The following is a 13163-nucleotide window of genomic DNA, read 5'->3' as shown; positions in this document are numbered from 1 at the left end:
AAATCCGTGGCACAATAGGGAAGCATGGTAGCAAAAAATGCGGGCTTACCCGCCACCCCAGCAGATCTGATCAACGTCGATGAGGTCATCGGCAAGTACTATGACCTTGTCCCCGATCCGTCCGTTCCCGAGCAGCGTGTCATCTTCGGCACCTCCGGCCACCGCGGATCGTCCCTGAAGACCTCGTTCAACGAGGCTCACATCATCGCCATCTCCCAGGCCATCGCCGAATACCGTAAGAAGGCTGGTGTCACCGGCCCGCTGTACCTCGGCTCCGACACCCACGCGCTCTCCGGCCCGGCCAAGAAGACCGCTATCGAGGTGCTCGTGGCCAACGGCGTGCACGTTCGCATCGATTCCCGCGATGACTTCGTGCCGACCCCTGTGGTCTCCCAGGCTATCCTGACCCACAACCGCGCGGCTGATGGTACCCAGCGCTTCGAGGGCGAAGGCCTTGCCGACGGCATCGTCGTCACCCCGTCCCACAACCCGCCGACCGATGGCGGCTTCAAGTACGACCCCGTTACCGGCGGCCCGGCTCCGGCTGAGACCACCAACGCCATCGCCGCTCGCGCCAACGAGCTGCTCGGCGATTACAAGAACATCAAGCGTGTGCCGTATGAGGAGGCCATCAAGTCCGAGTACGTCGAGGGCTTCGACTTCCGCGAGCACTACGTTGACGATCTGAAGAACGTCATCGACTTCGATGTGATCCGCAACTCCGGTGTGCGCCTCGGCATTGACCCGCTCGGCGGCGCTTCCGTGAACTACTGGCCGCTCATCAACGAGAAGTACGGTCTGAACATCGGCGTCGTGCGCCCCGAGGTTGATCCGACCTGGCGTTTCATGACCATCGATCACGACGGCAAGATTCGTATGGATCCGTCTTCCCCGTACGCCATGAAGGGTTTGGTTGACCAGCTCAACGCCGGCGCTTGGGACAAGTACGATCTGGTCGGCGGCACCGATCCGGATGCCGATCGTCACGGCATCGTCTGCCCGAACTGGGGCGTCATGAACCCGAACCACTACATCGCCGTGGTTGTGGAATACCTGTTCGGCGGCAACCGTCCGGATTGGCCTGCTGGCGCCGGCATCGGCAAGACGCTGGTCTCCTCCTCCCTGATTGACCGCGTGGCCGCCTCCATCAACGCCAAGCTGGTTGAGGTTCCGGTCGGCTTCAAGTGGTTCGTCGACCCGCTGTTCACCGGCGAGGTCGCCTTCGGTGGCGAGGAAAGCTCCGGCATGAGCTTCCTGCGTCGCGATGGCCGCGTGTGGACCACCGATAAGGATGGCCTCATCCCCGACCTGCTGGCCGCTGAGATCACTGCGAAGACCGGCAAGAACCCGGCTGAGCTGCACAAGGATCAGGTGGCTCGCTTCGGCGAATCCTGGTACAAGCGCGTTGACACCCCGACCACCCTTGAGCAGAAGCAGAAGTTCGCCAAGCTCACCGGTGACGATGTAACTGCCACCCAGCTTGCCGGCGAAGACATCACCGCCAAGCTCACCGAAGCTCCTGGTAACCACGCCAAGATCGGTGGTCTGAAGGTCACCACCAAGGACAACTGGTTCGCAGCCCGTCCTTCCGGCACCGAGAACATCTACAAGGTGTACGCCGAGTCCTTCGAGAGCCCTGAAGCTCTCGACAAGGTGCTCGACGAGGCCAAGCTCGTGGTCGATAAGGCTCTGAGCGAGTGATGTCCCGCTAAATCCTAGAGCGTTAGGGCGTTGGATTGTGATTCACAGTCCAACGCCCTTTTACTGTTGCGAGCATTCTCACAACGCATCAGCCGCATCCGACGCCCTATGCGATAGTGTGGGCACATGACTATTACCGTATCTACAGACGGAAGCGCGTTGGGCAATCCTAATGGTCCAATGGGGTGGGCGTGGGCCGACCATGCGAAGAATGCAGGCGGCACACCTGGCCACGAGCATGACGAGCATGGCTATGATGCAGGCGGCGCCACAAACGGCACGAATCAAATCGGCGAGTTGTGCGCGGTGCTTGAAGCACTGCGAGCGCACCCCGGTTCCGAACCGCTGCTCATCGAATCCGATTCACAGTATGCGATCAACTGCTCCACCACTTGGGTGAAGGGTTGGAAGCGCAACGGTTGGAAGAATTCACAGAAGAAGCCGGTCAAGAATGTAGAGCTGATCAAAGCAATTGACGCTGAGATTTCACGCAGGCCGGGACCTGTGAATTTCAAATGGGTTAAAGGTCATGCTGGCAACGCCGGCAACGAGCTGGTAGACGAATTGGCTCGAACATACGCTGGTGACTGCCGTTCGGGTGCACGCGATGGATATCTGCCGATTGAAGGCTGGCAGTCGCTGCTGAATTCTGAATATGCGCATGGCACTGATGTTCCACCTGATGTACAGCTGGTGTTGGATGGTAAGGCTGACGCGGCTGATCTGCGCAAACCTGAAACCGGCTCATCACCTTCTGCCGGTGCCGGATCACAGGAACCAACCACACGAAAGCAATCAATCGCTGACCTACTGAGCGAGCCTGAGGGCGTACCGGATTTGGACTTTAGCGGTTCCACTGCCAAGCCGGCGGCAGATGCACCAGCAGAAGAGACTGATGCTGCACAGGTAGCCATCACAGCAGAACACAGCACACCAGCAGCTTCTGTAGCATCACGCTCAGCAACACCAAGCGGACTTACCGTCTCCGGCAACCTAATCTTCTCCCCCGCGCCAAAGACCAGCCCGTACTTCAACGGTCAGCCGATGCCAATCTCTGGCACCATTGCGATTGAAGGCTATGTAGACGGCGATGGGAATCTGACTATCACTAATGCACCCTTCTTCCGCAAATAAGCTTCCCATGTGTGCGACTCTGCGATAAATCTCACATCACACAGCCGCACGCATACGCATAGGAAACGGACACGAGGGCACAAATTCGCTCATCCGCGTTAGGATAAGAGAGAAGGCTTTACACCGTTAATACATACGGTTGACCCCAGAGAAAACAAAGGAGAACAACTCATGGATAAGGCTCAGCAGGACGCGCTGAAGAAGGCCGCCGGCATCGAAGCCGCCAAGCTCATTCAGGATGGCATGATCGCAGGCCTCGGCACCGGCTCCACCGTGAAGTTCCTGGTGGACGAGCTTGGCCGCCGCCATCAGGAGGAAGGCCTGGAGTTCACCGGTGTGACCACCTCCCGCCGCACCCAGGCTCAGGCTGAGAGCTACGGCATCAAGATCGTGGACATCGACGATGTGGACCACATCGACATCACCATCGATGGTGCCGACGAAGTGGACAAGAACTTCAACGGCATCAAGGGTGGCGGCGCTGCCCTGCTGTGGGAGAAGATCGTGGCCACCAACTCCAACCAGATCGTCTGGATTGTGGATGAGTCCAAGGTTGTGGACACCATCGGCAAGTTCCCGCTGCCGGTCGAGGTGATTCCGTTCGGTGCCGGCCACGTCATCAAGAAGTTCGAAGCCAAGGGCTACAAGCCGGTGCTGCGTCTTGATGCCGAGGGCAAGGAAGTGCGCACCGACGAGAACAACTTCGTGGTTGATCTACACCTGGATCGCATCGACCATCCGCAGGAGCTGGCCGAGGATCTCATCACCACTGTTGGCGTGGTGGAGCACGGCCTGTTCCTCAACATGGTGGACAAGGTCATCGTCGGCGACCCGAACGGTCCGCGCGTCATGACCAACTCCAACAAGTGAGCCGTTGCGGGCGCGATGCCCGCTACTAGCTGACGCAACACCAAGAGCCGCATCTGCACAACGCAGGTGCGGCTCTTTGCATTACTCGGCACAGCAGACGGAAGATAAAGAAACCCCGCAGCCAAACGGCTCGCGGGGTTTTCAATGCCTTAAATCGCTAAGTAAGACTACTTGCGCTGGTGGCGGGTCTTACGCAGCAGTTTGCGGTGCTTCTTCTTGCTCATCCGCTTGCGGCGCTTCTTGATGACAGAACCCATCTGAAGCCTCCATTTCGATTAATCGTAAAAGTTGCAACTCGCACTATAGTACACGTCTTGCCAGACAGAGAAAACCTGTGTGGCGCACAACGTAGTTGAGCGAGTCATCAGACGGTTTACAGCGGGAACTTCTGGTAGAAACGCTCAAGCGCCTGCTTGTTACCGCTGGCCTGGAACACCACCGTATCGTTCTGCCAAGTGGCCACAGCTTTCTTAGCATCTGATGCATCAGCCTTGACGGTGTACGAACCAGTTGCGTCACCGGACACCTTCACATTGCCGGAAGCCAGTTCTTCGCCAGTTTGAGCGGCAGCCAAAGCATCATATTGTGTCTTGGCATTGTCGGCGGTGGACCACTGGGCCACAATCAACGTAATATCCTTGGCCGTATCCCCAGTGGAGTAGGTCACCGTGTATTCCTCAAGAGGGGAAGCACTGCTCCATGAGGTAGAAGCCTCAGCCTTGGTACGAGCAAAGTTCAATACACTGTCCGGCATGGCCTTCAACAGCTCGCTTGCGTCATCCGGCAAAGCGGTAGGATCGATGGTCGGCTTAGTAGGCTCAGTATCCGTAGACTGCTGCTGAGTGGTCTGTGTAGCGTTGGTATCGTTTTTCGAAACGATTGCCCAGCCCGGCCAGATGAACGCCGAAAGTACTGCCAAAACGATAACCACAGCGGCTGCGATGACGACTGCGATCAACTTGCCGTGGGATTGTGTAGTCGAAACATTCTCGGAGTTAGTCATGCCCTTGATTCTCTCACAGCCGTGTGACGCTGCTCGATATATCAAGAGCATTACGGCGATTGTTGGAATCTTCACGCAGCATTGATCCCCTGAGGGGCTAGCAGGGAAAAATTTTACCGCGCCTCATATTCGGCGTTAGGGTGGAAGCATGGCGAAATCAACTGTGCAATACGTATGTTCCGAATGCGGGTGGAACGGCTCGAAGTGGTATGGCAAATGCCCTGAGTGCGGGCAATGGGGCACCGTGGAGGAATTCCACGAGGCTCGACCGGCTGCGGGTTCCAAAACGGCAGCCCCCGGCCGCACCTCGCGTACACAGTCGATTACCGTAGCCGATACTTCCCGTTCAGCAGCAAAACCCATTACTGAGATCGGCACAGAGACTGTGGAGCGGCTATCCACTGGGTTCAGCGAGTTCGATCGAGTACTCGGCGGCGGCGTGGTGCCTGGTTCGGTGACATTAATCGCCGGAGAGCCAGGCATCGGCAAATCAACTCTGCTGTTGCAAACGGCGGGCAATGTGGCCAGAGCTGTAGCAAGCGTTGATAACAGCAATGCGCACACCGTGCTGTATATTTCCGGCGAGGAATCACAAGCTCAGGTTCGACTTCGCGCCTCGCGCATCAACGCCGTGGAGCCGAATCTGCTGCTGGCTTCCACCACTGATTTGGCCACCGCGTTAGGATTGATTGAACAAACCAAGCCGGCTTTGGTTATTGTTGATTCCGCGCAAACCATTGTCTCTCAAGAGGTTGATGGCATTTCAGGCGGTTCCACACAAGTGCGCGAAGTGGCAAGCGCGCTTATCGATACTGCTAAAACTCTGGATATTCCAGTGTTTTTAGTGGGACATGTAACCAAGGATGGTTCTATTGCTGGCCCACGCACGCTTGAGCATTTGGTTGATGTGGTGTGCCAATTTGAGGGTGATAGCGAAACAGCGCTCCGTATGTTGCGCGCAATCAAGAATCGCTTTGGACCGACCGATGAGATCGGATGTTTTGATATGAGCGGCGAGGGTATTGAGGAAGTCACTGATCCATCAGGATTGTTCCTGTCTGGAGGCGGCCCTTCTACCACTGATTCCACACCGGTAGAAGGTACTTGTGTGACGTTCACGCTCGATGGTCATCGCAGTCTGCCTATCGAAGTGCAGGCATTGGTAACCAAATCAGTGTTGCCTACGCCTCGCAGAGCGGTTAATGGCGTGGATCCCAGCCGTATTGCCATGCTGACGGCGGTGTTATATCGTCACAGCAAGCTCAATCTATTGGCCAATGACCTCTACGTATCCACTATCGCCGGAGGGCAGGCTAAAGAACCCGGCTCGGATTTAGCCATTGTGAGCGCGTTGGCGAGCGCCGCAACCGCAAAGCCTATTGCGAAAACCACATGCGCGATTGGCGAGATTTCCCTAACCGGTCAGGTGAGGCCCGCACCACGTATGGAATATAGGCTGCGAGAAGCAGCTCGTTTGGGTTTTACCACGGCAGTTATTCCTCCGCTGCGTAAACCAGTGCACATCGATGGGCTCCGGTTGATTGAGGTGGGAACACTGACCGATGCTTTGGAGGCATTAGGCATTAAGAAATAAAAGAAGCTGTTGGAACGATTATCAGCTCCAACAGCTTATATGCCTTTCTCAGCGTGAATCATAGGCGGCCGCTACGCGGTCAGACGCTTGGTTTCCTCAACGTTACGCTTGAGCTCTGCAGTCAGTGCATCTACACCGTCAAACTTGACTTGTGGGCGGAGGAATCCGGTGAATTCCACGCGCACCTTGTGCCCATAAAGGTCAAGCCAATCATCGGTGATGCAGTAGGACTCCACCACGCGTTCGTTGAGACCGGTCTTCTCACTGAACGTGGGCTTGGTGCCGATGGAAATGGCGGCCGGCCAGCGTCGAGCAGACTGCTCCTCGGGTGACGCATCGGTTTCGGGCCGCTCGCTGGAATCAGCGTTTTTCACGCCCAAATCCACCAGCCAGCCGGCATATACGCCGTCCACGGGAATGTAGCCTTCGATATCAGTGCCAAGGTTCGCAGTTGGGAAGCCAATGGTACGGCCACGCTCTTCGCCATGCACTACTTCGCCTTCAATGGCATGAGGCGCACCCAAAATGGCGTTAGCTTCCTGAATACGGCCATGCGCCAAGAGGTAGCGCACATTGGTGGAGCTCCAGGCACGCATGGCCTTGGCTTGATGCTTCTTGCTCCAAGAGCGACGTTCCGCCTTGCTCAGCCCAGCCAGCGGATCGGCCGGCTCCCCCCATTCAGACGGCATTTGCGGCTTGAAATCACGGGGAATACGCACCTCGCCCGGACCACGATCATCCACCACATCCAGCTCGAACACGCCAGCGCCAGCAGCCAGATTGGCAATATGCTTGATGTCGCCTGCACGGTCTTTGCCCAAAGCAGCATCCTGACCAAGCACCAGCGTGCGCATGCCCAGCTTGCCAACCAGTCGGCCAAGGAAGAAAATGTACGACTTTGAAGCAAACGCCAACGTATAACGGACCACAAGCACATGATCCACACCAAGCTGCTCAATACGCTGCAGACGCTCATGCACACTGGTCAAAGCTTCGGCATCGATATTGGCCTCCGTAGGTTCCTGTCCATCGTGCTTGGCGGCCCATCCGTGCACAAAAGCCGGGCGCGGTTCAAAAAGAATCACCACGGAGAATGAATCGTGTTTCTTGGCAAGCTCCACTACACGCTTGATAACGGCTTGATGCCCCAGATGCATGCCGTCGAACGCACCGAGCGTCACCACGGCCTTCTTATCGTTATCGAACGAGGGCCAAGCGACTTCGCCCTGTTCATCCGGAGTCAGATAAGTAATTTCCATATCTCGTAGGATTCCTTTTATTCAAACTGGGCCGTACATGTTGTGCGGTCACGCTTTCGCGTGATCGCTTCCCTCATAAAGAGGAGCCCGAAGCATCAAACTAACCGCGTCTACTTTACGCGATGGGGAATACGGTAGCGGGCTTCGCCTGATGCGCATTGGCTCGCTCAACAATTGCCACTACATCATGAGTCTGCGGAACAATGGCGGCCGTAGGTTCGCTGATGGTGCGCTCGATGCGGCGTCCGAACCGCAGTTCCGCAGCCTCCTCGGTGGTGATATCCAATGCCGGCATAGCGCCTCGAGCGGCTTGTTCCATCGTCAGAGCATGATCCAGCAACCAAGTACGGCGATCATCACCAGATAACTCAGCGGGAGTATCCAACACGCATTTACTACGAGTGATGGTTTCGCCTTCGCGAGTGGTGAATGTTTTCGACTCCGTATGGGCAGTAATCGTATGTGTATGAGTTTCGCTCATGGCGCTATCACTAATCAGCCCGCTCGTATCGTCCGGCAACGCGAACCTACCGACTCGTGTGCGACGCAAACGAATCAAATGTCCGCCTACGCCAAGTTCAGCACCCAAGTCACGGGCCAGCGCACGGATATATGTGCCGGACGAACAACTGACTCGAACATCGACATCCACTACTGGAACCATGCCGGAAGGCATGTTCGTCTCGGCTTGCATAAGTGGTTCACCAGCGCATTTGCCCGGTACGAAGCCTCGGCGAACGGCCAAAACCGTAAACTCACCTATCGTCACCGGCCTGGCCTTCAACTCCACGTCCTTGCCTTCACGAGCCAAATCGTAAGCTCGCTTGCCATCGATTTTGATGGCGGAGAAGGTATTTGGCACTTGTTCAATATCACCTGTGAAACGACTCTCGATAGTCTCACGAATCAGTGATTCAGTAAGACCTTGCACATCAGTAGAAGCAGCCGCATGCACCAATTCGCCTTCGGCGTCATCGGTAGTGGTACCGAGGCCAAGGCGAATCGTAGCCTCATAGGTTTTATCGTGTGCCACAATCGCGTTCAATAAGCGCGTAGCATGACCGAATGCAATCACCAACGCACCAGTGGCCATAGGGTCAAGCGTGCCCGCATGGCCTACTTTTTTGATATGCAGTGCGCCACGTACTGCGGCCACCGCATCAAAACTGGTCACACCCTGCGGCTTGTCAATAATAAGCAGGCCGGATGGAGTGGATTGTGGCATGGTTCTCCTTCGCAAGAACAGAGGCGAGCTTCGCTCGATATGGTGTTCTTCGCCTTCGGCTGGGTTGACAGTTTATTCTTCGGAGGAGTCCACGGAATCGTCTTCGAAGTCGTCCGCATCATCATCGGAATCAAGGTCGTCTTCGAAGTTCGAATCGTCTTCAGGCTCATCATCGTGCTTGTATGGGTCGGCATCACCAGCGTATTGGGCGGTGGCGCGAGCCTTTGCGAGTTCCTCATCACGCTTGCGAGCCAAAGCCAGAATATCTTCGATCTCGTGAGCCTCGCCGGGCACTTCATCGAACACGAACTGCAGCTGAGGGGTCAGACGCAGGCCAGCTTTGTGACCGACCAGGGAACGCAGATGGCCTTTGGCCTGGTCAAGAGCCTGCTGAGCGCGCTTGCGTTCTCCTGCTTCCTTGCCTTCGTGGCCAAGCTGAGTCCAGTAAATCTTGGCAATCTGCAAATCGTTGGTCACACGCACTTCGGTGACGGTGATGTTGGTCAGACGCTTATCATGCAGCTCACGCTCGATGGAGGAGGCTACAACGCGCTGAATCAACGCTGCAATGCGTGCGGCACGGGGGTTGGTTCCTGCCATAAGGGTTTCCTTTCAATAATTTGGCCCCCTCTGATCGGAGGGGGCTGCCGAACGTAGGCCAGATGTGGGAAGAACCTATGAGAAAGGGCTCTCCCCCAGTCTGCCTGCGGCTGACAGCCCCCTCGTCAGAGGGGGCCTATACGCATCATGAACTACTTGCGTTCAACCTCGCGCATCTCGAAAGTCTCGATAATGTCGCCAAGTTCGATGTCGTTGAAGGTACCGAGGTTGATACCGGCCTCGTAGCCTTCCTTGACGGACTGGACATCGTCCTTGAAGCGACGCAGCGAGGAGATCTCGAGGTCGTTGACGGTGGCAACGCCATTGCGCAGAATACGGCACTTCGTACCACGCTTGACCTCGCCGTCCTGCACCATAACGCCGGCGATGTTGCCGAACTTGGAGGAGCGGAAGATCTCGCGAATCTCGGAGTGAGAGGTGACGACCTCTTCATATTCCGGCTTGAGCATGCCCTTGAGGGATGCCTCAATGTCTTCGATCGCACGGTAGATGACCGAGTAGTACTTGATCTCCACGCCCTCGCGCTCGGCGAGGTCGGCGACCTGACGGTTCGGGCGCACGTTGAAGCCGATGATAACGGCCTTGTCGACCGTAGCCAGGTTGACATCGTTCTGGGTAATCGCACCAACGCCGCGGTGGATAACCTGGATGCCGACTTCGTCGGACACCTCGATCTTCATCAAGGAATCTTCCAGCGCCTCGACAGAACCGGAGGAATCGCCCTTGATGACGATGTTGAGCATGTCGATCTCGGACTCGGCGAACTTCTTCTTGAAGTCCTCAAGGGAGACGACCTTACGACGCTTTGCCAGCTGGGCGGCGCGCTCGGTAGCCTGACGCTTCTCAGCAATCTGGCGGGCCGCACGATCATCGGAAGCCACGAGGAAGAGATCACCTGCGGTAGGCACGGAAGTCAAGCCAAGCACCTGAACAGGCGTGGACGGACCTGCGGCCTCCATCGTGTGACCATTCTCGTCGAGCATGGCACGGACGCGGCCGTAGGAGGTGCCGGCCACGATGGCGTCGCCAACGTGCAGCGTACCCTGCTGAACCAGCACGGTGGCCACAGCACCACGACCCTTGTCGAGTCGGGCTTCGACGGTGGCACCACGGGCGTCCATGTTCGGATTGGCGCGAAGATCGAGCTCTGCATCGGCCGTGAGCAGCACAGCTTCGAGGAGCTTGTCCACGTTGATGTTCTGCTTGGCGGAAATGTCGACGAACATAGTATCGCCGCCGTATTCTTCCGGAACCAGACCAAACTCGGTGAGCTGACCGCGAACCTTATCCGGATTGGCGCCAGGCACATCGATCTTGTTCACAGCCACGACAATCGGTACCTTAGCTGCCTGAGCGTGGTTGATGGCCTCAACGGTCTGAGGCATCACACCATCGTCAGCGGCAACCACAAGGATGGCAACATCAGTGAGCTCCGCACCACGGGCACGCATTGCGGTGAACGCCTCATGGCCAGGGGTATCGAGGAAGGTGATCTTGCGGGCTTCGCCATCAAGATCCACCGTAACCTGATATGCACCGATGCGCTGGGTAATACCACCGGCCTCGCGTGCGATGACGTTGGTCTTACGAATGGTATCCAGCAGTCGGGTCTTACCGTGATCGACGTGGCCCATAACGGTGACAACCGGCGGACGAGGCTTCAGATCCTTATCATCCTGCAGCTCTTCCTCATCAAGGTTGATGTCAAACTGCTGGAGCAGCTCCTTGTCCTCTTCCTCAGCGGAGACCAGCTGAATCTTCCAGCCGATCTCATCGCCCAGGATCTGGAAGGTCTCTTCGTCCAGGGACTGGGTAGCGGTAGCCATCTGGCCCAGGTGGAAGAGCACAGTCACCAGGGCAGCCTGATTGACGTTGATCTTCTCGGCCAAATCAGCCAGAGAAGCACCCTGACGCAGACGAATAACCTGACCATTGCCGTTCGGAATGCGAACGCCGCCAATGGTTGGTGCTTTCAGCTCCTCATATTCCTGACGCTTTGCCAGACGGTTCTTACGAGCCTTGGAGGACTTGCCGCCCTGGCGGCCGAATGCACCTGCAGCGCCGCCGCGACCGCCGCGGCCGCCACCGCGTGCGGGACCGTTACTCGGAGCACCGCCGCCCTGGAAGTTGTTGCCACCGGCACCGCCGCGGAAACCACCGCGTGCGCCGCCCTGGGCACCGCCTTGAGCGCCAGCGCCCTGGCCCGGACGGTTATGGCCCCACTGGCCTGGACGAGGACCGCCCTGGCCCGGACGACCGCCACGGAAGCCACGGCCCTGGCCTTGTCCCTGGCCCGGACGGCCTGGACGACCATTGCGGCCACCTTCGGCAGTCGGACGAGCCATCGGATGCGGACGCGGAATATCACCCGGCGTAGGCGTATGCATGCCCTGCTTGCGAGAGAACGGATTATTGCCCGGACGCGGACCCTGAGCGTGCGGACGCGGAATGGCATTGGAGGTAGCGTTGTTGCCACCATTATTGCCATTGCCGTGCGGAGCCGGACGAGCGGAACCATTGCGGTTGTTCTGATGCTGACCAGGCTGGCCACCGTTCGGACGACCCTGGCCCGGACGTGCAGGACGAGCACCTTCACGGTTTTCATGCTGACCGCCATGACGTGCCGGAGACGGAGCTGCCGGACGAGCACCGCCCTGCGGGCGTGCATTGCCCTGGCCCGGACGTACAGGACGAGCACCCGGAGTCGGCGTTGCGTGATGATTTTGAGTATTCTGGCTATTCTGCTGAGCAGCCGGCGTAGCCTGTGCGCTCTTGGCACTGCGTGCAGCGGCAGCCGGAGTCGTATTCGGTGCAGCTGGCTTATGCGGAACTGCAGCTGCGGGCTTAGCATTGCCCTTATCGCCGCTCTTATCGTTATCCTTGGCGAATGCAGCCTTCAGACGACGAGCCACCGGCGGCTCAATGGTGGAAGAAGCGGACTTGACGAACTCTCCCATGTCCTTGAGCTTCTCAAGAACGGTCTTGCTGTCGACGTGCAAGTCCTTGGCTAATTCATAAACGCGTGGTTTCCCCACTAATTACTCCTATTCTGTGACCACGCGTACAAGAGCGTGGTCAGTTGGTGATGACGGCAAGCCTACCCTGTCTCATCGTTCGACCATGATCGTGTTACCTCGCTTTTGTGCGGGCGATTTTACGCACACTGCGACAACCCACATACGCCAGTCAAGCATACTCATAGCGCTGGATAGCATAACAAAGACCGCGAGCCGTACCATTGTCGGTACAATTCGCGGTCTTTTGGGCAGTCTATACACCTACTGCAGCTTGCAGCAGATTACTCAGTTCTGCGACTCGGCAGCCTCACGAGCTGCCTGCTCAGCGGCAACCTTCTTCGCATGAGCCTCGGCAGATTCGATGCCGATCTTCCAGCCGGTGAGCTTCGCGGCAAGACGAGCATTCTGGCCTTCCTTGCCGATAGCCAGCGAAAGCTGATCGTCATGGATGAAGGCGATGGCAGTCTTGTTCTTTTCGCTAATCACCTGCACGCCGGTTGCCACAGCCGGGGAAAGCGCAGCGGCCACGAACTTGGCCGGATCATCGGAGTAGTCAACAATATCAATCTTCTCCGGGCCAAGGTTTTCCATCACCGCACGCACGCGGGAACCACCGGGCCCAATCAGTGCACCCTTCGGGTTCACGCCCTCGGTGTTGGCCTTGACGGCAATCTTGGTGCGAGCGCCAGCCTCACGAGCAATGGCCATGATGGACACAGCACCGGAAACCAGTTCCGGC

10 protein-coding genes and 1 pseudogene are annotated in these 13163 nt (G+C 57.4%); 4 read left to right on the top strand and 7 right to left on the bottom strand.

Annotated elements, in window-relative coordinates:
* The first annotated feature begins 24 nt into the window (after window positions 1–24).
* The 3 genes from pgm (at window position 25) to rpiA (ending at window position 3705) form a co-directional block, all read left to right on the top strand.
* Window positions 25–1701, top strand: a complete 1677-nt coding sequence (pgm, locus tag Tam1G_RS05280; RefSeq protein WP_033889889.1) for a phosphoglucomutase (alpha-D-glucose-1,6-bisphosphate-dependent) — start codon at window positions 25–27, stop codon at window positions 1699–1701.
* 180 nt (window positions 1702–1881) lie between these two features.
* On the top strand, window positions 1882–2835 hold the full coding sequence (locus Tam1G_RS05275) for a ribonuclease H family protein (RefSeq protein WP_242689720.1): 954 nt from the start codon (window positions 1882–1884) through the stop codon (window positions 2833–2835).
* A gap of 171 nt (window positions 2836–3006) precedes the next feature.
* The gene (gene rpiA / locus Tam1G_RS05270) at window positions 3007–3705 is read left to right on the top strand and encodes a ribose-5-phosphate isomerase RpiA (RefSeq protein WP_033889892.1); all 699 of its coding nucleotides are present in this window, start codon (window positions 3007–3009) and stop codon (window positions 3703–3705) included.
* 167 nt (window positions 3706–3872) lie between these two features.
* Here rpiA and Tam1G_RS05265 read toward each other — a convergent pair whose 3' ends face one another.
* Both Tam1G_RS05265 and Tam1G_RS05260 read right to left on the bottom strand, forming a co-directional pair.
* Window positions 3873–3962 (bottom strand): 30S ribosomal protein bS22, encoded by a 90-nt coding sequence (locus Tam1G_RS05265; RefSeq protein WP_004268639.1) that lies wholly within the window; start codon window positions 3960–3962, stop codon window positions 3873–3875.
* 116 nt (window positions 3963–4078) lie between these two features.
* A complete protein-coding gene (locus Tam1G_RS05260; RefSeq protein WP_033889894.1) occupies window positions 4079–4708 on the bottom strand; it encodes a hypothetical protein in 630 nt (209 codons plus the stop codon).
* 148 nt (window positions 4709–4856) lie between these two features.
* Between Tam1G_RS05260 and radA the strand changes: the two genes are divergently transcribed.
* Complete coding sequence (gene radA, locus Tam1G_RS05255; RefSeq protein ID WP_101625705.1) at window positions 4857–6302, top strand: DNA repair protein RadA; 1446 nt, start codon at window positions 4857–4859, stop codon at window positions 6300–6302.
* A 71-nt stretch (window positions 6303–6373) separates the two neighbouring features.
* Here radA and ribF read toward each other — a convergent pair whose 3' ends face one another.
* The 5 genes and pseudogenes from ribF to Tam1G_RS05230 all read right to left on the bottom strand — a co-directional run.
* Window positions 6374–7561 carry a bifunctional riboflavin kinase/FMN adenylyltransferase gene (ribF, locus tag Tam1G_RS05250; RefSeq protein ID WP_101625704.1) on the bottom strand — a complete coding sequence of 396 codons (1188 nt, stop codon included), beginning with the start codon at window positions 7559–7561 and terminating at the stop codon, window positions 6374–6376.
* A gap of 115 nt (window positions 7562–7676) precedes the next feature.
* Entirely contained in the window at window positions 7677–8786 is a 1110-nt protein-coding gene (gene truB / locus Tam1G_RS05245; RefSeq protein WP_101625703.1) for a tRNA pseudouridine(55) synthase TruB, read from the bottom strand.
* Window positions 8787–8858: 72 nt separating this feature from the next.
* Window positions 8859–9386 carry a 30S ribosome-binding factor RbfA gene (gene rbfA / locus Tam1G_RS05240; protein ID WP_101625702.1) on the bottom strand — a complete coding sequence of 176 codons (528 nt, stop codon included), beginning with the start codon at window positions 9384–9386 and terminating at the stop codon, window positions 8859–8861.
* 152 nt (window positions 9387–9538) lie between these two features.
* Window positions 9539–12442 (bottom strand): translation initiation factor IF-2, encoded by a 2904-nt coding sequence (gene infB, locus Tam1G_RS05235; RefSeq protein WP_101625701.1) that lies wholly within the window; start codon window positions 12440–12442, stop codon window positions 9539–9541.
* A 267-nt stretch (window positions 12443–12709) separates the two neighbouring features.
* Window positions 12710–13163, bottom strand: a pseudogene (locus Tam1G_RS05230) (transcription termination factor NusA); the annotation flags it as partial.

Source organism: Bifidobacterium imperatoris, assembly GCF_002860405.1.
Taxonomy (GTDB): domain Bacteria; phylum Actinomycetota; class Actinomycetes; order Actinomycetales; family Bifidobacteriaceae; genus Bifidobacterium; species Bifidobacterium imperatoris.
This window is presented reverse-complemented; position numbering and strand designations above follow the sequence as displayed.

What these genes read in the sequence shown, in the direction of transcription:
- pgm (WP_033889889.1), top strand. Translation starts at nt 25, where the DNA reads ATGGTAGCAAAAAATGCGGGCTTACCCGCCACCCCAGCAGATCTGATC.
- Tam1G_RS05275 (WP_242689720.1), top strand. Translation starts at nt 1,882, where the DNA reads ATGGGGTGGGCGTGGGCCGACCATGCGAAGAATGCAGGCGGCACACCT.
- rpiA (WP_033889892.1), top strand. Translation starts at nt 3,007, where the DNA reads ATGGATAAGGCTCAGCAGGACGCGCTGAAGAAGGCCGCCGGCATCGAA.
- Tam1G_RS05265 (WP_004268639.1), bottom strand. Translation starts at nt 3,962, where the DNA reads ATGGGTTCTGTCATCAAGAAGCGCCGCAAGCGGATGAGCAAGAAGAAG.
- Tam1G_RS05260 (WP_033889894.1), bottom strand. Translation starts at nt 4,708, where the DNA reads ATGACTAACTCCGAGAATGTTTCGACTACACAATCCCACGGCAAGTTG.
- radA (WP_101625705.1), top strand. Translation starts at nt 4,857, where the DNA reads ATGGCGAAATCAACTGTGCAATACGTATGTTCCGAATGCGGGTGGAAC.
- ribF (WP_101625704.1), bottom strand. Translation starts at nt 7,561, where the DNA reads ATGGAAATTACTTATCTGACTCCGGATGAACAGGGCGAAGTCGCTTGG.
- truB (WP_101625703.1), bottom strand. Translation starts at nt 8,786, where the DNA reads ATGCCACAATCCACTCCATCCGGCCTGCTTATTATTGACAAGCCGCAG.
- rbfA (WP_101625702.1), bottom strand. Translation starts at nt 9,386, where the DNA reads ATGGCAGGAACCAACCCCCGTGCCGCACGCATTGCAGCGTTGATTCAG.